At 72.2% G+C, this 20,283-nt stretch carries 18 protein-coding genes; 12 read left to right on the forward strand and 6 right to left on the reverse strand.

The window, feature by feature from the left end; genetic code table 11:
• Positions 1-118 precede the first annotated feature (118 nt).
• From AB0K17_RS23830 to AB0K17_RS23840, 3 genes are all read right to left on the reverse strand, one after another.
• The gene (locus tag AB0K17_RS23830) at positions 119-1,114 is read right to left on the reverse strand and encodes a COX15/CtaA family protein (protein WP_365984183.1); all 996 of its coding nucleotides are present in this window, start codon (positions 1,112-1,114) and stop codon (positions 119-121) included.
• 66 nt (positions 1,115-1,180) lie between these two features.
• The gene (locus AB0K17_RS23835; protein WP_365984184.1) at positions 1,181-1,951 is read right to left on the reverse strand and encodes an ABC transporter permease; all 771 of its coding nucleotides are present in this window, start codon (positions 1,949-1,951) and stop codon (positions 1,181-1,183) included.
• A complete protein-coding gene (locus AB0K17_RS23840; protein ID WP_365984185.1) occupies positions 1,948-2,874 on the reverse strand; it encodes an ABC transporter ATP-binding protein in 927 nt (308 codons plus the stop codon). The genes AB0K17_RS23835 and AB0K17_RS23840 overlap by 4 nt, the downstream gene beginning before the upstream one ends.
• Before the next feature lie 136 nt (positions 2,875-3,010).
• Here AB0K17_RS23840 and AB0K17_RS23845 point away from each other — a divergent pair, with 136 nt between their 5' ends.
• The 8 genes from AB0K17_RS23845 to AB0K17_RS23880 all read left to right on the forward strand — a co-directional run bounded on the left by AB0K17_RS23845 (position 3,011) and on the right by AB0K17_RS23880 (position 9,610).
• A complete protein-coding gene (locus AB0K17_RS23845; RefSeq protein WP_365964829.1) occupies positions 3,011-3,796 on the forward strand; it encodes a helix-turn-helix domain-containing protein in 786 nt (261 codons plus the stop codon).
• The gene (gene sufB / locus AB0K17_RS23850) at positions 3,793-5,214 is read left to right on the forward strand and encodes a Fe-S cluster assembly protein SufB (RefSeq protein ID WP_365964828.1); all 1,422 of its coding nucleotides are present in this window, start codon (positions 3,793-3,795) and stop codon (positions 5,212-5,214) included. Before AB0K17_RS23845 ends, sufB begins: the two co-directional genes overlap by 4 nt.
• 66 nt (positions 5,215-5,280) lie before the next feature.
• On the forward strand, positions 5,281-6,462 hold the full coding sequence (gene sufD, locus AB0K17_RS23855; RefSeq protein ID WP_365964827.1) for a Fe-S cluster assembly protein SufD: 1,182 nt from the start codon (positions 5,281-5,283) through the stop codon (positions 6,460-6,462).
• Positions 6,459-6,779 (forward strand): non-heme iron oxygenase ferredoxin subunit, encoded by a 321-nt coding sequence (locus tag AB0K17_RS23860; protein ID WP_344437005.1) that lies wholly within the window; start codon positions 6,459-6,461, stop codon positions 6,777-6,779. Before sufD ends, AB0K17_RS23860 begins: the two co-directional genes overlap by 4 nt.
• A 7-nt stretch (positions 6,780-6,786) precedes the next feature.
• Complete coding sequence (gene sufC, locus AB0K17_RS23865; protein WP_365964826.1) at positions 6,787-7,551, forward strand: Fe-S cluster assembly ATPase SufC; 765 nt, start codon at positions 6,787-6,789, stop codon at positions 7,549-7,551.
• Positions 7,548-8,807, forward strand: coding sequence for a cysteine desulfurase (locus tag AB0K17_RS23870; protein ID WP_344437001.1), 1,260 nt, complete (start codon positions 7,548-7,550; stop codon positions 8,805-8,807). The genes sufC and AB0K17_RS23870 overlap by 4 nt, the downstream gene beginning before the upstream one ends.
• A gap of 12 nt (positions 8,808-8,819) precedes the next feature.
• Positions 8,820-9,275: a Fe-S cluster assembly sulfur transfer protein SufU gene (sufU, locus tag AB0K17_RS23875; protein ID WP_365964825.1), complete on the forward strand. Its 456-nt coding sequence runs from the start codon at positions 8,820-8,822 to the stop codon at positions 9,273-9,275.
• Positions 9,272-9,610 (forward strand): metal-sulfur cluster assembly factor, encoded by a 339-nt coding sequence (locus tag AB0K17_RS23880; RefSeq protein ID WP_344436998.1) that lies wholly within the window; start codon positions 9,272-9,274, stop codon positions 9,608-9,610. The genes sufU and AB0K17_RS23880 overlap by 4 nt, the downstream gene beginning before the upstream one ends.
• A gap of 73 nt (positions 9,611-9,683) precedes the next feature.
• On the opposite strand, the gene AB0K17_RS23885 is transcribed toward AB0K17_RS23880, so the two are convergent.
• Positions 9,684-10,898, reverse strand: coding sequence for a S8 family peptidase (locus AB0K17_RS23885; RefSeq protein WP_365964824.1), 1,215 nt, complete (start codon positions 10,896-10,898; stop codon positions 9,684-9,686).
• Between the two features lie 259 nt (positions 10,899-11,157).
• Here AB0K17_RS23885 and dapD point away from each other — a divergent pair, with 259 nt between their 5' ends.
• The gene (dapD, locus tag AB0K17_RS23890) at positions 11,158-12,150 is read left to right on the forward strand and encodes a 2,3,4,5-tetrahydropyridine-2,6-dicarboxylate N-succinyltransferase (RefSeq protein WP_365964823.1); all 993 of its coding nucleotides are present in this window, start codon (positions 11,158-11,160) and stop codon (positions 12,148-12,150) included.
• Positions 12,151-12,223: 73 nt separating this feature from the next.
• On the opposite strand, the gene AB0K17_RS23895 is transcribed toward dapD, so the two are convergent.
• Positions 12,224-14,080 (reverse strand): endonuclease/exonuclease/phosphatase family protein, encoded by a 1,857-nt coding sequence (locus tag AB0K17_RS23895; RefSeq protein ID WP_365984224.1) that lies wholly within the window; start codon positions 14,078-14,080, stop codon positions 12,224-12,226.
• Between the two features lie 748 nt (positions 14,081-14,828).
• Between AB0K17_RS23895 and AB0K17_RS23900 the strand changes: the two genes are divergently transcribed.
• From AB0K17_RS23900 to AB0K17_RS23910, 3 genes are all read left to right on the forward strand, one after another.
• Positions 14,829-16,364, forward strand: coding sequence for a hypothetical protein (locus AB0K17_RS23900; protein ID WP_365964822.1), 1,536 nt, complete (start codon positions 14,829-14,831; stop codon positions 16,362-16,364).
• A 257-nt stretch (positions 16,365-16,621) separates the two neighbouring features.
• A complete protein-coding gene (locus AB0K17_RS23905; RefSeq protein ID WP_365964934.1) occupies positions 16,622-18,049 on the forward strand; it encodes an alkaline phosphatase PhoX in 1,428 nt (475 codons plus the stop codon).
• A gap of 11 nt (positions 18,050-18,060) precedes the next feature.
• Complete coding sequence (locus AB0K17_RS23910; RefSeq protein ID WP_365984186.1) at positions 18,061-19,116, forward strand: MsnO8 family LLM class oxidoreductase; 1,056 nt, start codon at positions 18,061-18,063, stop codon at positions 19,114-19,116.
• On the opposite strand, the gene AB0K17_RS23915 is transcribed toward AB0K17_RS23910, so the two are convergent.
• Positions 19,064-20,260 (reverse strand): TerD family protein, encoded by a 1,197-nt coding sequence (locus tag AB0K17_RS23915; protein WP_365984225.1) that lies wholly within the window; start codon positions 20,258-20,260, stop codon positions 19,064-19,066. The genes AB0K17_RS23910 and AB0K17_RS23915 overlap by 53 nt on opposite strands.
• Positions 20,261-20,283: the final 23 nt, after the last annotated feature.

Below are 20,283 nucleotides of genomic sequence, written 5' to 3' on the forward strand. Positions count from 1 at the left end.
ACGCTCTTCCGATCTCGGCCACCGACGGCCCGCAGCCGACACCGCAGCTGCGGGCACGTCGTGGCTTGTCGCGCAGTTCCCCGCGCCCCTACGGGGCGCCCCTTTCGGGGCGCGTCGTCTAGCGGCCTGCGGCCGCAGGCTCCGCGGCCGGTGCGGCGGCGGCCTCGCCGGCCGGCGCCGGCACCGAGGGCGCCTCGCCCCGCGTACGGAGCGACAGCGACACCCGCAAGGCCGCGATCCACACCAGGCACGAGCCGAACATGTGCGTGCCCACCACGATCTCGGGCGAGTCGTTGAAGTACTGCACGTACCCGACGACCCCCTGCAGCATCAGCACGACGAACAGCTCCGCCACCCGCCGCCGCGGCACCGCCGGCGCCCCGACGGCCCGCAGCACGAACCACAGGGCCACCGTCAGGCCGACGACGACGAAGACGAAGTCGACGTGCAGCTGGGTGATCTGGTGCCAGTCCAGCGGGATGCGGTGGACGTTCTTCTTGGCGTCGCCCGCGTGCCGGCCGGAGCCGGTCACCACGGTGCCGGCCACGATCAGCAGGGCGGTCGTCGCGACCAGGATCCAGCCGAGCTGGCGTACGGGGCGGGCCACCAGGTCGCGGGGCTCCTCGTCGCCCTCGTGGGAGCGGTGCCACATCACCACGGCGACCGTCAGCAGCGCCGTGGAGGCGAGGAAGTGCGCGGCGACGATGTATGGGTTGAGGCCCGTCAGCACGGTGATGCCGCCGATGATGCCGTTCGCGGCGATGATCCAGAACTGGATCCAGCCCAGCCGGGTGAGGCCCCGCCGGCGCGGCAGGTGGGCGCGCGCCGCCACGATCGCCACGCCGACGACGGCGCACAGCACGTACGTCAGCATGCGGTTGGTGAACTCGATGACGCCGTTGATGCCCATGGCGGGCGTGGGCGTCAGGCTGTCCTCCGTGCACGTCGGCCACGTCGGGCAGCCGAGGCCCGACTGGGTGAGCCGGACCGCGCCGCCGGTGACCACGATGACGACGGCCATGACGACGGTGGCGAGCACGGCGCGTCGGACGAAGCGGGCGGAGGGCTGCCAGCGGTCGGCGACGAGCTGGAGGGGGTTCAGCGTTTTCGGCACGCCAGTCATCGTACGGGGGTGTTTGTGCACGGATTCACGAGCCCCCCGCAGCGTGCCGCGCCCGTCTCACTCCCAGCGGAAGAAGCGGCCCGCGGCACCCAGCCCCAGCACGGCCCAGACGCCCAGGATGCCCAGGTCGGCCCAGGGCATGACGGCGCCGTCGCGCAGCACGTCGCGCAGGCCGTCGGAGAGCGCGGAGATGGGCAGCACGCCGAGGACGGACTGCACCGCGCCCGGGAACTTCTCCAACGGCACGATCACCCCGCCGCCGACCAGCAGGAGCAGGAAGACCAGGTTGGCGGCGGCCAGGGTCGCCTCCGCCTTGAGCGTGCCGGCCATCAACAGCCCCAGGCCGGAGAACGCGGCGGTGCCGAGCAGCAGCAGGGCCACGACGGCGAACGGGTTGCCGTGCGGCGACCAGCCCAGCGCGAAGGCGATCACGGTCAGCAGCGCCACCTGCAGCACCTCGGTGACCAGCACCGAGCAGGTCTTCGCCGTCATCAGCGCCCAGCGCGGCAGCGGCGAGGCGCCCAGCCGCTTGAGCACGCCGTAACGGCGCTCGAAGCCGGTGGCGATGGCCTGGCCGGTGAACGCGGTCGACATCACCGCGAGCGCCAGCACGCCGGGGGTGAGGAAGTCGACGGCCTTTCCGCTGCCGGTGTCGACGATGTCGACGGCGCTGAAGAGCACCAGCAGCAGCGTGGGGATGACCACGGTCAGCAGCAGCTGCTCGGCGTTGCGCAGCAGCATCCGCGTCTCCAGCGCGGCCTGCGCACGGATCATCCGCCCCAGCGGCGCGGCGCCGGGACGAGGGGTGAACGTACCGGTGACGGTCATGCGCGCAGCTCCTTACCGGTGAGCTCCAAGAAGACGTCCTCGAGCGTGTGGCGCTCGACCGTTATGCGGTCCGGCATGACGCCGTGCTGGGCGCACCAGGCCGTGACCGTCGCCAGCAGCTGCGGGTCGACCGTGCCGCTCACCTGGTACGAGCCGGGGGAGGCCTCCGCGGCGGCGGAGCCGGTGGGCAGCGCCCTGAGCAGCGAGGCCAGGTCCAGGCCGGGCCGGCCGGTGAAGCGCAGGGTGTTCTCGGCGCCGCCCCGGCACAGCTTCTCGGGGCTGCCCTGGGCGACGACGCGGCCGCCGTCGACGATGGCGACGTCGTCGGCCAGCTGCTCGGCCTCGTCCATGTAGTGGGTGGACAGCACGACCGTCACGCCGTCGGTGCGCAGCTCGCGCACCAGGTCCCAGGTGGCGCGGCGGGCCTGCGGGTCGAGGCCGGCGGTGGGCTCGTCGAGGAAGACGAGCTCGGGGCGGCCGACGACGGCCATGGCGAGGGAGAGGCGCTGCTGCTGGCCGCCGGAGAGCCGGCGGTAGTTCGTGCGGCCGCATTCGGCCAGGCCCAGGCGCTCGACGAGGGCGTCCACGTCCAGGGGGTGGGCGTGCAGGGCGGCGACGTGCCGCAGCATCTCGTGGGCGCGGGCGCCGGCGTAGATGCCGCCGCTCTGCAGCATCACGCCGATGCGGGGGCGCAGCCGGGCGGCGTCGGCGACCGGGTCCAGGCCCAGGACGCGGACGGTGCCGGCGTCGGGGCGGCGGTAGCCCTCGCAGGTCTCGATGGTGGTGGTCTTGCCGGCCCCGTTGGGGCCGAGGACGGCGGTGACGCCGCCGCGTGCGACGGTCAGGTCCAGTCCGTTCACCGCGGTCTTCGTCCCGTACCGCTTGACCAGGCCGTGGACCTCGACCGCGGGCTCTTCATGCATGCGGGAAGTCTACGGAGCACGCGCCCGGACGGACCCCGCCGGGGTGGCCGGTTAGGTAACCCTAAGTGATCAAAGCCACCGTTCCGTGATCCTCCGGCGCTTGTCGGGCTTCGGGCAATTACGCAACAATGGTGTTGTGAAATACGCGGGCGAGGCACCGGAGGCTCCCGCGGCCGGCCAGGCCGCCGGGCCGGATGCCGTCGTGCCCGCACCCGCGCGCGACGCCCGCGACCGCGACGAGCAGCGCGGCACCCGCAACCGCGTGGCCCGCTCCATCCTCGACCACGGCCCCTCCACCGCCGCCGAGCTGGCCGAGCGCCTGGAGCTCACCCAGGCGGCCGTACGCCGGCACCTGGACACCCTGGTCGCCGAGGGGATCGTCGAGCCCCGCGAGAAGCGCGTCTACGGCGCCCGCGGCCGCGGCCGCCCCGCCAAGGTCTTCGCGCTCACCGACTGCGGCCGGGACGCCTTCGACCAGGCCTACGACCAGCTCGCCCGGGACGCCCTCCAGTGGATCGCCCAGGCCGCCGGCGGCGGCGAGGCCGGGGAGGCCGCGGTCGCGGCCTTCGCCCGGGCCCGCATGGCCGCGCAGGCCGAGGCGTACCGCGAGCGCGTGCAGGCCGCGCCCCCCGAGGAGCGCACCGAGGCCCTCGCCCGGGCATTGACCGCGGACGGGTACGCTGCTACGGCGCGCAGCGCACCGGTCGGCGAACAGCTCTGCCAGCACCACTGCCCGGTCGCCCACGTCGCCGAGCAGTTCCCGCAGCTGTGCGAGGCGGAGACCGAGGTCTTCTCCCGCCTGCTCGGGACCCATGTGCAACGTCTCGCCACCATCGCCCACGGCGACGGTGTGTGCACGACGTTCATCCCCAAGACGATCAACACCGCATCCACCAGCACGGCCGGGAGGAACCCCGCATGACTCTCCCCACGGAGACTGCCCACCCTGAGCTCGAGGGCCTGGGCACCTACGAATACGGCTGGGCCGACTCCGACGTGGCCGGTGCCGCCGCCCGGCGTGGCCTCTCCGAGGACGTCGTCCGCGACATCTCGGCCAAGAAGTCCGAGCCCGAGTGGATGCTCAAGCTCCGTCTGAAGGGCCTCAAGCTCTTCGGCAAGAAGCCCATGCCGACCTGGGGCTCCGACCTGTCCGGCATCGACTTCGACAACATCAAGTACTTCGTGCGCTCCACCGAGAAGGCCGCGGCCTCCTGGGAGGAGCTGCCGGAGGACATCAAGAACACCTACGACAAGCTGGGCATCCCCGAGGCGGAGAAGCAGCGCCTGGTCGCCGGTGTCGCCGCGCAGTACGAGTCCGAGGTCGTCTACCACCAGATCCGCGAGGACCTGGAGGAGCAGGGCGTCATCTTCCTGGACACCGACACCGCCCTGAAGGAGCACCCCGAGCTCTTCCAGGAGTACTTCGGCACGGTCATCCCGGCCGGTGACAACAAGTTCGCCGCGCTGAACACCGCCGTGTGGTCCGGCGGCTCCTTCATCTACGTCCCGCCGGGCGTCCACGTCGACATCCCGCTGCAGGCCTACTTCCGCATCAACACGGAGAACATGGGCCAGTTCGAGCGGACGCTGATCATCGTCGACGAGAACGCCTACGTGCACTACGTCGAGGGCTGCACCGCCCCGATCTACTCCTCCGACTCGCTGCACAGCGCCGTCGTGGAGATCATCGTCAAGAAGGGCGGCCGCTGCCGCTACACGACCATCCAGAACTGGTCGAACAACGTCTACAACCTGGTCACCAAGCGTGCCGTGGCCTACGAGGGCGCGACCATGGAGTGGGTCGACGGCAACATCGGCTCCAAGGTGACCATGAAGTACCCGGCCGTCTACCTGATGGGCGAGCACGCCAAGGGCGAGACGCTCTCCATCGCCTTCTCCGGCCAGGGCCAGCACCAGGACGCCGGCGCCAAGATGGTCCACATGGCGCCCAACACCTCCTCCAACATCGTCTCCAAGTCGGTGGCCCGGGGCGGCGGCCGCACCTCCTACCGCGGTCTGATCGAGATCGCCGAGGGCGCCCACGGCTCGAAGTCCAACGTGCTGTGCGACGCACTGCTGGTCGACACGATCTCCCGGTCGGACACCTACCCCTACGTCGACGTCCGCGAGGACGACGTCTCCATGGGCCACGAGGCGACCGTCTCCAAGGTCAGTGAGGACCAGCTCTTCTACCTGATGAGCCGCGGCCTGTCCGAGGACGAGGCCATGGCGATGATCGTGCGCGGCTTCGTCGAGCCGATCGCCCGCGAGCTCCCCATGGAGTACGCGCTGGAGCTCAACCGGCTGATCGAGCTGCAGATGGAAGGCTCGGTCGGCTGACGCCACCGCCCCTTTCCACACGACGCAGCGAAAACTTTGTGACAGGAAGAGAGCACGACGACAGCCATGGCTGACAACACTCCCGTCGGCAGCACCACCGACGGCGCCATCCAGGTGGGCGGGGCCGAGCAGCCCATCGAATCCCGCTTCTCCGCCCTCGCCTCCTACGACGTCGCCGACTTCCCCGTGCCGCACGGCCGGGAGGAGGAGTGGCGCTTCACCCCGCTGGCGCGCCTGCGCGGCCTGCACGACGGCACCGCGGTCGCCGACGGCGCCGGGGTCAAGGTCGAGGTGAGCGCCCCCCAGGGCGTGACCGTGGAGACCGTCGGTCGCGACGACGCCCGCCTCGGCCGCGCCGGCAAGCCCGTCGACCGGGTCGTCGCCCAGGCGTACAGCTCCTTCGAGAAGGCCTCGGTCGTCACCGTCCCCAAGGATGCGGTCCTCACCGAGCCGGTGCGTATCTCCGCGCACGGCGAGGGCGGGGTCGCCTTCGGCCACCTGCAGGTCGAGGTCGGCGCCTTCGCCGAGGCCGTCGTCGTCATCGACCACACCGGTGACGCCACCCTGGCCGCCAACGTCGAGTACGTCATCGGCGACGGCGCCAAGCTCACCGTCGTCTCCGTCCAGGACTGGGCCGACACCGCCGTCCACGTCGCCCAGCACACCGCGCTGATCGGCCGCGACGCCTCCTTCAAGTCCGTGATCGTCACCTTCGGCGGCGACCTGGTGCGCCTGCACCCGCGGGTCGTCTACGGCGCCCCGGGCGGCGAGGCCGAGCTGTACGGCCTGTACTTCACCGACAACGGTCAGCACCAGGAGCACCGCCTCTTCGTCGACCACGACACCCCGCACTGCCGCAGCAACGTCGTCTTCAAGGGCGCGCTGCAGGGCAAGGACGCGCACGCGGTGTGGATCGGCGACGTCCTCATCCGCGCCGCGGCCGAGGGCACCGACACCTACGAGCTCAACCGCAACCTCGTCCTCACCGACGGCGCCCGCGTCGACTCGGTCCCCAACCTGGAGATCGAGACCGGCGAGATCGTCGGCGCCGGCCACGCCTCGGCCACCGGCCGCTTCGACGACGAGCAGCTGTTCTACCTGATGGCCCGCGGCATCCCCGAGCAGGAGGCCCGTCGCCTGGTCGTGCGCGGCTTCTTCGCCGAGCTCGTCCAGCAGATCGGCATCCCCGAGCTGGAGGAGCGCCTGATCGCGAAGATCGAGGAAGAGCTGGAGGCGTCGGTCGCATGAGCGAGTTCGTGAAGGTTGCCTCCCTGGCCGAGCTGGAGGAGGACACCCCCAAGCGGGTCGAGGTCGACGGCACCCCGGTGTCGCTCGTGCGCACCGAGGGCGAGGTGTTCGCGATCAACGACATCTGCTCGCACGCCAACGTCTCGCTCTCCGAGGGCGAGGTCGAGAACTGCCACATCGAGTGCTGGCTGCACGGCTCCAGCTTCGACCTGCGCACCGGCAAGCCCGACTGCCTCCCCGCGACGCAGCCCGTCCCCGTATACCCCGTCAAGATCGAAGGGGACGACGTGCTCGTCTCCGTCACCCAGGAGTCCTGAGTTCCCCATGGCAACGCTTGAGATCCACGACCTGCACGTCTCCGTCGAGGCCGAGAACGGCTCCCGGGAGATCCTCAAGGGCGTCGACCTGACCGTGAAGCAGGGCGAGACCCACGCCATCATGGGCCCCAACGGCTCGGGCAAGTCGACCCTGGCCTACTCGCTGGCCGGCCACCCCAAGTACACGATCACCGGCGGCACCGTCACCCTCGACGGCGAGAACGTCCTGGAGATGTCCGTCGACGAGCGGGCCCGCGCCGGCGTCTTCCTCGCCATGCAGTACCCGGTCGAGGTCCCCGGTGTCTCCGTCTCCAACTTCCTGCGCACCTCCGCCACCGCCGTCCGCGGCGAGGCCCCCAAGCTGCGCACCTGGGTGAAGGAGGTCAAGGAGGCCATGGCGCGTCTCCAGATGGACCCCGCCTTCGCCGAGCGCAACGTCAACGAGGGCTTCTCCGGCGGTGAGAAGAAGCGCCACGAGATCCTCCAGCTGGAGCTGCTCAAGCCCAAGCTGGCGATCCTCGACGAGACCGACTCCGGCCTGGACGTCGACGCCCTGCGCATCGTCTCCGAGGGCGTCAACCGCGTGCGCGAGACCGGTGAGGTCGGCACCCTGCTGATCACCCACTACACGCGCATCCTGCGCTACATCAAGCCCGACTTCGTGCACGTCTTCGCGGGCGGCCGCATCGTCGAGTCCGGCGGCGCCGAGCTCGCCGACAAGCTGGAGAACGAGGGCTACGAGGCATACGTGAAGGGTGGCGTCACGGCGTGACCATTCAGCTGCCGGGTCTCCTCGACACCGACGCGATCCGCAAGGACTTCCCGATCCTGGACCGGATCGTCCACGACGGGAAGAAGCTCGTCTACCTGGACAACGCGGCCACCTCCCAGAAGCCGCGCCAGGTGCTCGACGTGCTCAACGAGCACTACGAGCGGCACAACGCCAACGTCCACCGCGGCGTGCACGTGCTCGCCGAGGAGGCCACGGCGCTGTACGAGGGCGCCCGTGACAAGATCGCGGCGTTCATCAACGCGCCGAGCCGCGACGAGGTGATCTTCACCAAGAACGCCTCCGAGTCGCTCAACCTCGTGGCGAACATGCTGGCCTGGGCCGACGAGCCCTACCGCGTGGACCACGAGACCGAGATCGTCATCACGGAGATGGAGCACCACTCCAACATCGTCCCCTGGCAGCTGCTCGCGCAGCGCTCGGGCGCGAAGCTGAAGTGGTTCGGCCTCACCGACGACGGCCGCCTCGACCTGTCGAACATCGACGAGATCATCACCGAGAAGACCAAGGTCGTCTCCTTCGTGCTGGTCTCCAACATCCTCGGCACCCTCAACCCCGTCGAGGCCATAGTCCGGCGGGCCCAGGAGGTCGGCGCGCTCGTCGTCGTCGACGCCTCCCAGGCCGCTCCCCACATGCCGCTGGACGTCCAGGCCCTGCAGGCCGACTTCGTGGCCTTCACCGGCCACAAGATGTGCGGCCCCGACGGCATCGGCGTCCTGTGGGGCCGCCAGGAGCTGCTGGAGGACCTGCCGCCCTTCCTCGGCGGCGGCGAGATGATCGAGACCGTCTCGATGCACTCCTCCACCTACGCCCCGGCACCCCACAAGTTCGAGGCCGGCACGCCCCCGATCGCCCAGGCCGTCGGCCTCGGTGCCGCGGTGGACTACCTCACCTCGATCGGCATGGAGAACATCGCCCGGCACGAGCACGCCATCACCGAGTACGCGATCCGCCGCCTGCAGGAGGTGCCGGACCTGCGCATCATCGGCCCCACCACGGCCGAGGACCGCGGCGCGGCCGTCTCCTTCACGCTCGGCGACATCCACCCGCACGACGTGGGCCAGGTCCTCGACGAGCAGGGCATCGCCGTGCGCGTCGGCCACCACTGCGCCCGCCCCGTCTGCCTGCGCTACGGAATTCCGGCGACCACGCGAGCGTCGTTCTACCTGTACTCCACGCCCGGTGAGGTCGACGCCCTCATCGAGGGCCTGGAGCACGTCCGGAACTTCTTCGGCTGACGAGGGCTGACTGTGAAGCTTGATTCGATGTACCAGGACGTCATCCTGGACCACTACAAGAATCCGCACGGGCGCGGCCTGCGCGACGGCGACGCCGAGGTGCACCACGTCAACCCCACGTGCGGCGACGAGATCACGCTGCGGGTGCGGCTCGACGGTGAGACGATCGAAGACGTCTCCTACGAGGGCCAGGGCTGCTCCATCAGCCAGGCCAGCGCCTCCGTGCTCAACGAGCTGCTGGTCGGCAAGGGCCTCGACGAGGCCCGCAGGATCCAGGAGACCTTCCTGGAGCTGATGCAGTCCAAGGGCCGCATCGAGCCGGACGACGCCATGGAGGAGGTGCTGGAGGACGCCGTCGCGTTCGCCGGCGTCTCCAAGTACCCCGCGCGGGTCAAGTGCGCCCTGCTGAGCTGGATGGCGTGGAAGGACGCGACAGCCCAGGCGCTGTCCGAGAGGAAGACCGCATGAGCGACAACGCAGAGACCACGACCAAGCCGGCCACCGAGGAGGAGGTCCGCGAGGCCCTCTACGACGTCGTCGACCCCGAGCTCGGCATCGACGTCGTCAACCTGGGCCTGATCTACGGCATCCACATCGACGACGCCAACATCGCCACCCTCGACATGACGCTCACCTCCGCGGCCTGCCCGCTCACCGACGTCATCGAGGACCAGGCGAAGTCCGCCACCGACGGCATCGTCAACGAGCTGCGCATCAACTGGGTCTGGATGCCGCCGTGGGGCCCCGACAAGATCACCGACGAGGGCCGCGAGCAGCTGCGCGCGCTGGGCTTCAACGTCTGAGCCCCGGTCGCTTCCGCACGACGCCCGGCAGCCCGCCTCCCCGCAACCACGGGGAGGCGGGCTGCCGCCTTTTCTACGGATTCCCCGTGTACAGCAGCCTGTTCGGGGTGCCCGGCTTGAGGTCGGTGACCGTGTCCTTCGTGGACTGCGAGAGCAGCCAGTTGATGACCGCCGACGAGGTCGCCGAGGGGTTCCGGGCCTTGTACAGGGCCGCCACACCCGTCGTGAAGGGCGTCGCCTGGGAGGTGCCGCTCTTGGTGGTCGAGCCGCCGCCCACGCGGTCGGAGACGATGTCCTCGCCCGGCGCCATGATGCGGGCGCAGGGCCCGTAGCTGGTGAAGTCCGTCATCTGGTCCATGCGGTTGGTCGCCCCCACCGCCAGGGCCGTCAGCGCCGCGCCGGGGGAGTGGGAGCAGGCGCTGTCGTTGCTGTTGCCGGCCGCGACGAGCGGTGGCACGCCCCTGGCGGCGACGCTGTCGACGGCGGAGTCCATGCTCCGCGACAGCGGCCCGACCAGGGAGGCGTTGAGGACGGAGGCGGCCGGCGCGTTGGTGGCCACCCAGTCCAGCCCGGAGAGGATGCCCGACGTGGTGCCCCGGCCCTGGCAGTCCAGCACCCGGACGCTGACCAGCGTCGCCCGCCGCGCCACGCCGTACGTCGCACCGCCCACGACACCGGCCACGTGGGTGCCGTGGCCGCTGCCGGAGGCGCAGTCGCTCGCGTCGCCGCCCTGGGAGACCAGGTCGGCGCCCCGGTGGGCGCGGCCGCCGAAGTCCGGGTGGGAGTAGTCGATCCCGGTGTCCAGGATGAAGGCGGTGGCGCCCTCGCCGGTGGCGCTGACGTCGAACCGGCCGTTCAGCGGCAGGGAGCGCTGGTCGATCCGGTCCAGGCCCCAGGAGTCGGTCGGGGCCCGGGCGCCGGCCGCGACGGGCCGGTCCGCCTCGGCGAAGACGGCGTCCTCCTCCACCGCCTCGACGTCCGGCGAGCTGCGCACCGCCTCCAGCTGCTGGGGCGTCAGCGTGGCGGCGAAACCGGTCAGGGAGTGGGTGTAGACGCGGTCGGGCACCACGCCCAGCGAGGCGGACAGGGTCCGCGGGCTGGAGCCCTTGCGCAGGGTCACGATGTAGTGCCCGGGCACCCGCTCGCCCGCGGTGCGCTCCAGCGGCGCCAGGTGCGCGGCCCGCCCCGGTTCGGGGTCGGAGGCGGTGGCCGGGTAGATGGCGAGGTGGACGGTCAGCGCGGCGGACAGGGACAGGGCTGCGATCAGACGGCGTCTGAGCGGTGTCATGCTGGTTTCCGTTCGGGGGGCCGGTGCGGCGGGGACCATTCGGGGAGGTCGGACGGGTCGGGCGGTCCCCGGGCCGGGAGCGTTGTCCCGGGGGCCGCCCTCCCTATGGATATGTCGACTATTTCCGGAGTGCGACGCGGGCGGGGCCGTCCGGCTGGTGGGGTGCGCCATCCGCGTGACACGAGCGGCGGCCGGGCGGCCAGCGCGCCGTGGGCGGCCGGTTCGCCTTCGACGGGCCCGTCCGGTTAGGTTTTCGCACATGACCGATGCTGTTGCTCCCCGTACCACCACCGGCGCCGTCGCCGCCGGCCTCGCCACCGTCGCCGCGGACGGCACCGTCCTCGACACCTGGTTCCCGGCCCCCGAGCTGACCGAGGCCCCCGGCCCGGCCGGCACCGAGGTGCTCGGCGCCGAGCGCGCCGCCGAGCTGCTGGGCGAGGCCGCCGTCAAGGCCGTCGGCCCGGACGCCCGCCGCGGCGTCGACGTGGTGGCCGTCCGCACGGTCATCGCCTCCCTGGACGACAAGCCGCTCGACACGCACGACGTCTACCTGCGCCTGCACCTGCTCTCGCACCGCCTGGTCGCGCCGCACGGCCAGAACCTCGACGGCATCTTCGGCCTGCTCGCCAACGTCGCCTGGACCTCGCTCGGCCCCGTCCCGGTCGACCAGGTCGACCGCGCCCGCCTGAACGCCCGCGCCGAGGGCCTGCACCTGCAGGTCACCAGCGTCGACAAGTTCCCGCGGATGACCGACTACGTCACGCCCTCCGGCGTGCGCATCGCCGACGCCGACCGCGTCCGCCTGGGCGCGCACCTGGGCGCCGGCACCACCGTCATGCACGAGGGCTTCGTCAACTTCAACGCCGGCACGCTGGGCACCTCCATGGTCGAGGGCCGCATCAGCGCAGGCGTCGTCGTCGGCGACGGCTCCGACATCGGCGGCGGCGCCTCCACCATGGGCACCCTCTCCGGCGGCGGCAAGCAGATCATCTCCATCGGCGAGCGCTGCCTGCTGGGCGCCGAGTCGGGCATCGGCATCGCGCTCGGCGACGACTGCGTCGTCGAGGCCGGCCTGTACGTCACTGCCGGCACCCGTGTCTCCCTGCCCGACGGCGAGGTCGTCAAGGCCCTCACCCTCTCCGGCGCCAGCAACATCCTCTTCCGCCGCAACTCCACCACGGGCGCCGTCGAGGCCCACCCGTACAAGAGCAGCTGGGGCGGCCTGAACGAGATGCTGCACAGCAACGACTGACGCGGGCGGACAGCACGAAGCGGCCGTACGGCGGGGGCACCCCGCCGTACGGCCGCTGTCGTTCATCGGCAGGTCACGGCCTGAAGCGCAGCACCTGGGGGTCGTGGTCGCTGGCCTGGTCGGCGAACTCGGCGTTGATGTGGACGATGTCGTAGTCGACGCGGCCCACGCGGCGGCTGGTCAGGATGTGGTCCAGGACCTGGGAGTTGCCCTGGTAGACGTAGCCGTAGCGCTCCTGGCGGGGCAGGCGGGTGACCTGGTCGGTCAGGACGCCGCCGGCGGTCAGGGCGCCCAGGGCCGGGGAGAACTGGTAGTCGTTGAGGTCGCCGGCGACGACCACCTCGGCGTTGCGGTCGGCGGCGAGCAGCTGCTTGACGAAGCCGTTGACGAGCTGCGCCTGCCGGGTGCGCTGGACCTCCGAGGTGCGGGCCGGGGGCTGGAAGCGGCCCTCCAGGCCCTGGTCGCCACCCTTGGAGTTGAAGTGGTTGGCGACGACGAAGACGTCCTTGCCGCGGAAGGAGAACTGGCCCACCAGCGGCTTGCGGCTGTTGGTCCATGCGGTGTCGCCCGGCTCGATGCGGCCGGGGGAGGCGGACAGGGCGGCCTTGCCGCCGGCGCGGGTGACCTTCACGGCCGTGGTGGAGTCCCCGCCGGGGATGTCCTTGAAGGAGACGCGGGTGGGGTTGAAGAGGAAGGCGGTACGGATGTTGCCGCCCGGCTGGCCGCCGTCCCGGCCGTCGACCGGGTCGATCTGCCGCCACTGGTAGGCCGGGCCGCCCGCGGCCCTGATGGCGTCGGTGAGCCTGGTCAGCGTCTGCGTGGCGTCGACGACGTGGTCGTCGGCGGGGCCGCTGTTGTCCTGGACCTCCTCCAGCGCCACGACGTCGGGCGAGGCGAGGTTGTTCACCAGGGCCGTCGCCAGGCGGTCGAACTTCGCCTGCGGGGTCTTCGGGGAGAGGTTCTCCACGTTGTAGGTGGCCACGGCGAGCTCGCCGTCCTTCTGCTTGCGCGTGGTCTCGCGCTGCAGCTTGCGGTCGGTGAGGGTGCCCAGCACGGTGGCCTGGAGGGTGTAGCCGCCGAAGTTGTCGTAGTCCAGCGGGCCCGTGGTGGCACCGGTCAGCTCGTCGCCGACGTTCGCCACGGGGAAGGGGCGCTGGGCGAAGGGGATGAGCGAGGCGACCTTGACGCGGCCGGCGTTGGGGTCGGCGTACGAGCCGTAGAGGGTGCCGCCGCGGGCGGTGCGGTTGTGGCGGGGCTCGGCGGTGACCCACAGCTCGTGGTGGTCGTTGGTGGCGCCGGTGACGAGCGCGTTGCGCACCTCGACGCGCATGCCCTCCAGGGACTCGTAGCGGTCCAGGGCGTAGCGGGTCGGGCGCAGCGGGAGGTTCTCGATGGAGCCGCCGTGGGCGTCGGGCGCGTACCGGTCCGGGAGGGTGGCGGGGTTCAGCACGACGGGCGCCGGCAGGGCGTTGCCGGAGGAGGTGACGGTGACGGCGGCCTTGGTGATCTGGGTCACCGACTGGCCGCCCGCGGCCTCGCCACCGGGGTAGTACTCGGTGACGGTGCCGGAGACCAGCACCGCATCCCCGACGGCGACGGCGGGGGTGGTGGAGCCGGTGAAGACGAACACGGCCTCGCTGGTGGCCTCGTCACGGTCGGGCTGCGCGTCCTGGACCCAGAAGCCGCGCGAGGAGCCGAAGGCGCGGACGGCGGTGACGATGCCGGGGACGTCGGCGACCTGGCGGCCGGCGAACGGCGAGATGCGGGTGGTGCCCTGGATGTCGTGGATGCGGGTGCCGGCGGGGGCGGCGTCGGCGCTCGCGGCGTTCGCGCTCACGGGGGAGAGCAGCCCGGCGGCGAGCGCCCCGGCTATGAGGGAGCCGACGGTCGCGGTGCGTCCGGTCAGGCTGCGGCGGTTGCGGCTGGGCAGCACGAGGTCCTCCGGGTGGGAGTGGTCGGATCGGCGCTGGTCGGGCGCCGGCCATGCGTCGGCCAGGGGTGGGGCGTGCTCGGGTGCGATCGGACGCTGGTCAGGGCCCTGACAACGGCATGCGTCAGGGCCCCGACCGGCGATTGATCACGGATAGTGCGGGTCTGGCCAAAAATGGTGCGAGGTGATTACTAGCCGTTGTGGGGTCGACACGCAATCTACGCGCGTCAATTTCCGGTGCGAGCGGGTCAGTTGTCAAGGGTTTCGCCCACACCCGACCGTCCGTCACCCCACCCGCCGCGCGGGGCGGAACGCGGCCGGATCCTCACGGCGCCCGGTGACGGCCCGGTGAACGGCGGGTGGGACACCGGCGCCGTCCAGGCCGTGTCCGGCGGATCATGCAGTTCCCCCTAAGGGGCGCGGGGCGTTGTCGATCTGCGGCTGCCGCCGCGTGGGCGCGATCAGCCACCGGCGGCCTGCAGACGACGTATCACCCCCGCGGGGTCCGGGCGCAGCACGGCACTGCGTCTGCGGGCGCGTCGTGGCTTGTCGCGCCCACACGGCGCAGCCGCAGATCGACACCGCCCCGCGCCCCTACGGGGCGCCGTGGTGGCGCGTGACGAAGATCCGCCGGACACGGCCTAGGCTTGGCCCCGGCACCGGGGCCCTGCACGCAGCGGATCCCGGCCGACGACAGTGAACCCGGCCCGGCCCGGTGCGGCCGCCCGACGAGGAGTTGACCCCCCTGATGTCCGCAGAGCGCCCGACCATGCCGCCGGTGCGGCTGCCCTCCGATGCGGAGCTCGCCCGCGACGCGCTCAGCGCGCCGCTGTTCGCCCGCGCCGCCCGCCTCGCCCGCTGGGCCGGCGAGGGCACCCCGGTCGGCCGCGACGGCGAACTCCTCGCCGACCAACTGCACACCGCCGCCGGACTCCTCGGCCTCGACGACGACGAGAACGGCACCGCGTACACCGCCGAGGCCTGGCAGCTGGCCCTGGACACCGGCCTGGTGGAGTTCACCGAGGACCCCGCCGCCGAGCAGGCCCTGGAGGCCGCCGACGCCACCGGCGACGAGCCCGCCGGCACCGCCGCCGCCGGCGAGGAGCTGGCCACGCTCACCTCCGGCAGCCCCCAGGACGTACTGGAGCTGTGGCTCGGCGGCCTGGAGACCGTCCTGGCCGACGCCGCCGCCCCCGACCTGGCCGACCTCGTCGACCAGCTCAGCGGCTCCGTCGAGGACGGCGACCTCGACCTCGACTCCCTCGACTGGAACCCGGAGGAGGAGGCCGACTTCCTCGACGGCGTCCTCGGCAACCTCTACCTGCTCACCGCCCTCGAACAGGGCTCCCCCGAGCGGCCCGTGCCGCTGCCCGCGCTCGCCGCGTCCATGATCGTGCCGGACGACATGGACGAGCCCACGGACGAGGTGCTGGAGGAGGTGTCCGACGCGATGATGCGCCTGGACGACCAGTTCCGGATCCTGGAGCCCACCGGCATCGTCCACTACCGGCCCGTCGACGAGTCCCTCGTCGAGGTCGTCGACGGCGAGGGCCACATCAAGGAGTCCGTCGACGGCATCTCCTCCGACCTGCCCGAGGACGAGGACGTCAGCCGCTACGGCATGGTCGCCCTCACCCCCCTGGGCCTGTTCGCCGTGCGCGCACGCATGCTCGACGCCGGCATCGACGCGCCCGCCGTCGGCGACCTCGCCGAGGCCGGCGCCGACGAGCTCCTCGCCGCCCTGCCGCACCACCCCCGGGGCGCCGCACACGCCGAGGCCCGCCTGTGGCTGGAGCGCCGCGGCGACCTCGACGCGGCCCGCGAACTGCTCGCCGCCGCCCGCGGCGACGACGCGGAGGGCCCCGGGCGCCGACTGGCCTGCCAGCAGGTGCTCGCCCTCGCCGGCCCCGAGGCCGAACCCGCCCTGCGCGAGGCCGTCACCGACCCGCACCTCGGCGGCCTGGCCCGGGTCTGGCTCGCCGAGCGCGGCATCACCGACGTCCCCGAGCCGGACGCGGCGACGGTCCTGTGGCTCACCGTCGACACGATCGCCGCCCAGCTCGACTCGGCCACGACCGAGGAGGACGAGGAGGACCTCCGCGAGCTCACCGAGAGCGTGGTGAGCCGGCACGGCGGCTTCTTCGACGCGGCGTGGAAGGTGGACCACCCGGCGACCGGCGACGTCCTGGAGGCGATGGGCCGGCTGCTGGCCGACAAGACGGCGGCCAAGCAGGCCCGCAAGGCGGCCTTCAAGGCCCGCTCGCGGGGCGGAGCCCGCGGCTAGGGCCCGAAGGGGCGCGGGGAACTGCGCGAAAGCCACGACGCTCCCGCAGGTGCGGTGTCGGCTGCAGGCCGTCCGTGGCCGATCGCGCCCACGCGGCGGCAGCCGCAGATCGGCACTGTCCCGCGCCCCTTCGGGGCGCCGTGGTGCCGCATGCTTTGCGGCCCCGCATCGCGCGTGTCGCGGGGTGTTCACGGTGGGTTCTCCGGGGAACGGGAAGGTGGGCGGTGCCCGCCGTCCGACCGGTTCTGGAGGCGCAGATGACCCTCAGTCGAAGAGAGTTCGCCGCACGATCCGCCCTCGCCGGTGCCGGGGTGGCGCTGGCCGGCAGTGCGGGGGTGCTGGCGAGTGCGCCCGGTGCGCTCGCCGCGCCCGCCGCGGTGGGGTACGGGCCGCTGCGGCCCGACCCGGCCGGCATCCTGGCGCTGCCGGAGGGCTTCTCGTACCGCATCGTCACGCACAGCGGCGTCACCCGGCTGGAGAGCGGGGAGTTCACGCCCTCGAACCACGACGGCACGGCCGCCTTCGAGGGCCCGCGCGGCAGCACCGTGCTGGTCAACAACCATGAGCTGAAGGGTCCGCGGGCCGGCTGGAAGCACCCCGTGCCGCTCGCGGAGGGGCTGGTGTACGACCCGGCCGCGGCCGGCGGCTGCACGGTCGTGGAGGTCGCCCGGCACGGCGACCACGTCGCCGAACGGGTCGGCATCGCGGGCACCTCCACGAACTGCGCGGGCGGTGCCACCCCCTGGGGCACCTGGCTGACCTGCGAGGAGACCGAGGACAAGGCCGGCGAGCGCGGCATGACCAAGGACCACGGCTACGTCTTCGAGGTCGACCCGCACGACCGCCGCGCCAATCGTGCTCCCAAGCCGGTGAAGGCGCTGGGTCGTTACGCCCATGAGGCCGTCGTCGTCGACCCGCGCCGGGGCCATCTCTACCTCACCGAGGACGCCGACACCCCCAACGGCCTGTTCTACCGCTGGACGCCGCCGGACGGCTTCCGGCACGGGCACGGCAGGCTGCGCACGCTCGCCGACGACGCCGGCGTCCTGCAGGCGTTCCGGTGCGTGGACTCCGGCGGCCGGTTCGTCGACGACCTCTCGCGTGCCACGCGCCCCGGCACGGTCTACGGCGTCGACTGGGTGGACGTCCCCGACCGTGACGCACGGAAGGTCTCCGTGCGCAAGCAGTTCCCGAGCGGCCGGGTCACCCGTGCCCGCAAGCTGGAGGGGATGTGGTGGGGCGACGGCGGCGTGTACGTGGTGTCGTCCTACGCCCGCGAGGAGAGCCCGGTCCGGCACGACGGCCAGGTGTGGTTCTACAGCCCCGGCCACCGCACCCTGACCCTCAAGGTCCGTTTCGGCGTCAACGAGCACCCCGAGCGGGAGGGCGCCTTCGACGGCCCCGACAACATCACCGTCTCCCCCCACGGGGGCCTGGTCATAGCCGAGGACGGCCAGGGTCTGCAGCACCTGTTCGGCGTGCTCGACGACGGGCGCACCTACCCGATCGCCCGCAACCAGCTCGACAACGGCACGCCCGGCAAGCCGGAGTACAGCGAGTTCACGGGAGTGACGTTCTCCCCCGACGGGCGGACGCTGTTCGCCAACATCCAGGAGCCCGGCATCATGCTCGCGATCACCGGACCGTGGCGCCACCAGGGCGGCCGGGGGAATTCTGGGCGGTAGCCGCTGTTGACGTGGGGGTGAGCCTTCGGATCTCGGTACTGGACCGCTCCCACACCCGCCGCGGCCGCCCGCCCGGTGAGGCGCTGCGCGACACCGTACGGTTCGCGCAGCAGGCCGAGGCGCTGGGCTTCCACCGCTTCTGGGTCGCCGAGCACCACAGCGTGCCCGGGGTCGCCGGGTCCGCGCCCACCGTGCTGGCCGCGGCCGTCGCCGCCGCGACCTCGCGGATCCGGGTGGGCACGGGCGGCGTGATGCTGCCCAACCACCGCCCGCTCGTGGTCGCCGAGCAGTTCGGGGTGCTGGAGTCGCTCTTCCCCGGGCGCATCGACATGGGCCTGGGGCGTTCGGTGGGCTTCACCGACGGCATCCGGCGGGCGCTGGGCACCGGCAAGGAGGCGATGGGGGACTTCGGTGCGCAGCTCGCCGAGCTGGCCGACTGGTTCACGGGCGACCCGCTGCCGTACGCCGGTGTGCACGCCCGTCCCGCCGAGGGGCTGCGCCTGCCGGTGTTCGTGCTCGCCAACGACGCCGGCGCCGACGTGGCCGCCCGCGCCGGTGCCGCGCTGGTGATCGGCGGGCTGAAGCGGCAGGGCGCGGCGCTCGCGGCGATCGAGCGCTACCGCGACGGCTTCCGGCCGTCGGTGTGGTGGCAGGAGCCCTATGTGGTCGTCGCCGGCAACGTGGCCGTGGCGGACACACGCGAGGCGGCCCTGCGGCTGCTGATGCCGGAGGCGTGGGCGCTGGCCCGCTCCCGTACGCACGGGGTCTTCCCACCGCTGGTCCCGGCCGAGGAGGTGGCGGCGCTGGAGATGACCGACCGGGAGCGGGAGCTGTACGAGTCGTCGCTCGCGGGCCACCTCCACGGTACGCAGGAGGAGGTGGCCGCCGCCCTCGCCGACCTGGTGCGGCGCACCGGGGCGGACGAGGTGCTGGTGACCACCGGTTCCTACGACAGGGCCGCGCTGCTGGACTCGTACGGCCGGCTGGCGCGGCTGGCCGGCCCGGCGGGTGGCGTCACAGTGCCTGGGCGGCCGGCTTCACCAGATCCCGTACCGTCTTGGACTTGACGAACTCGCCCATCGCCGTCATCTCCCACTCGCCGGAGAACTGGCGGATGAACTTGCACATCAGCACGCCCGTCGTCGGCTCCGAGCCGGTGAGGTCGAAGCGGACGAGCTCCTCGCCCGACTGCGCGTCGAGCAGCCGGCAGTACGCCTTGGCGACCTCGGTGAACTTCTGGCCGGTGAAGGAGCTGACGGTGAAGACCAGGCCGGTGACCTCCGGCGGCAGGCCGCCCAGGTGGACGGTGATCGACTCGTCGTCGCCCGAGCCCTCGCCGGTGAGGTTGTCGCCGGAGTGCTGGACGGTACCGCCCAGGATCTGCAGACGGCCGAAGTAGCAGGCGTCGATCATGTTGCGGTCGGGGCCGTAGGCGATGACCGAGGCGTCCAGGTCGATGGCCCGGCCGTTCCAGGCCGGCTCCCAGCCCAGGCCCATGCGCACCGAACGCATCAGCGGCTGACCGTTCTTGACGAGGGAGACCGTCTCGTTCTTGCGGAGGCTGACCCGGCCCTTGTCGAGGTTCACCTTGCCGGGCGCGGCCGGCGGCGCAGGAGGCGCGGCGGGCGGCGCCGGGGGCGCTGCGGGGACCGGGGGCGCGGCAGGGGTCACCGGCGCCGCGGGGGCGACGGCTGCCGGTGCCGCCGGCGGCGCCGCCGGCTCCTCCACGCTCACGCCGAAGTCCGTGGCGATGCCGGCCAGCCCGTCGGCGTAGCCCTGCCCGACCGCCCGCACCTTCCACGCGCCGCCCCGCCGGTAGACCTCGACGATCACCAGTGCCGTCTCCGTCGCCAGCTGCGGCGGAGTGAAGGTGGCGATCACGGTGCCGTCGTCCGCGTTGCGCACGGTCGCCGTGGGCTCGATGCCGGCGAAGGTCGCCCCGGGGGCGTCCGGGCTGGCCGTGACCACGATCTTGTCGATCTCCGCGGGAACGGCCGCGGTGTCGACGGTGATCGCGTCGGGCGAGGAGCCGGAGGCGGCACGGTGGGTCACGCCCGGGCCGGTGGGCTGGTTGTAGAAGACGAAGTCGTCGTCGGAGCGCACCTTGCCGTTGGGGGCGAGCAGCAGGCCCGAAACGTCGAGCCGCACCGGGGCGGTGACGTCCACCGTCACGCGGGCGACGGAGAGCGGCAGGTTCGAGCCGGGTGTCATAGCGGTCATGACCCGGGTAACGC

Origin of the sequence: Streptomyces sp. NPDC049585, assembly GCF_040675615.1 — a bacterium.
Classification (GTDB): Bacteria; Actinomycetota; Actinomycetes; order Streptomycetales; family Streptomycetaceae; genus Streptomyces; species Streptomyces luteosporeus.

What these genes read in the sequence shown, in the direction of transcription:
- AB0K17_RS23835 (WP_365984184.1), bottom strand. Translation starts at nt 1,951, where the DNA reads ATGACCGTCACCGGTACGTTCACCCCTCGTCCCGGCGCCGCGCCGCTG.
- AB0K17_RS23840 (WP_365984185.1), bottom strand. Translation starts at nt 2,874, where the DNA reads ATGCATGAAGAGCCCGCGGTCGAGGTCCACGGCCTGGTCAAGCGGTAC.
- sufB (WP_365964828.1), top strand. Translation starts at nt 3,793, where the DNA reads ATGACTCTCCCCACGGAGACTGCCCACCCTGAGCTCGAGGGCCTGGGC.
- sufD (WP_365964827.1), top strand. Translation starts at nt 5,281, where the DNA reads ATGGCTGACAACACTCCCGTCGGCAGCACCACCGACGGCGCCATCCAG.
- AB0K17_RS23860 (WP_344437005.1), top strand. Translation starts at nt 6,459, where the DNA reads ATGAGCGAGTTCGTGAAGGTTGCCTCCCTGGCCGAGCTGGAGGAGGAC.
- sufC (WP_365964826.1), top strand. Translation starts at nt 6,787, where the DNA reads ATGGCAACGCTTGAGATCCACGACCTGCACGTCTCCGTCGAGGCCGAG.
- AB0K17_RS23880 (WP_344436998.1), top strand. Translation starts at nt 9,272, where the DNA reads ATGAGCGACAACGCAGAGACCACGACCAAGCCGGCCACCGAGGAGGAG.
- AB0K17_RS23885 (WP_365964824.1), bottom strand. Translation starts at nt 10,898, where the DNA reads ATGACACCGCTCAGACGCCGTCTGATCGCAGCCCTGTCCCTGTCCGCC.
- dapD (WP_365964823.1), top strand. Translation starts at nt 11,158, where the DNA reads ATGACCGATGCTGTTGCTCCCCGTACCACCACCGGCGCCGTCGCCGCC.
- AB0K17_RS23900 (WP_365964822.1), top strand. Translation starts at nt 14,829, where the DNA reads ATGTCCGCAGAGCGCCCGACCATGCCGCCGGTGCGGCTGCCCTCCGAT.
- AB0K17_RS23905 (WP_365964934.1), top strand. Translation starts at nt 16,622, where the DNA reads ATGACCCTCAGTCGAAGAGAGTTCGCCGCACGATCCGCCCTCGCCGGT.
- AB0K17_RS23915 (WP_365984225.1), bottom strand. Translation starts at nt 20,260, where the DNA reads ATGACACCCGGCTCGAACCTGCCGCTCTCCGTCGCCCGCGTGACGGTG.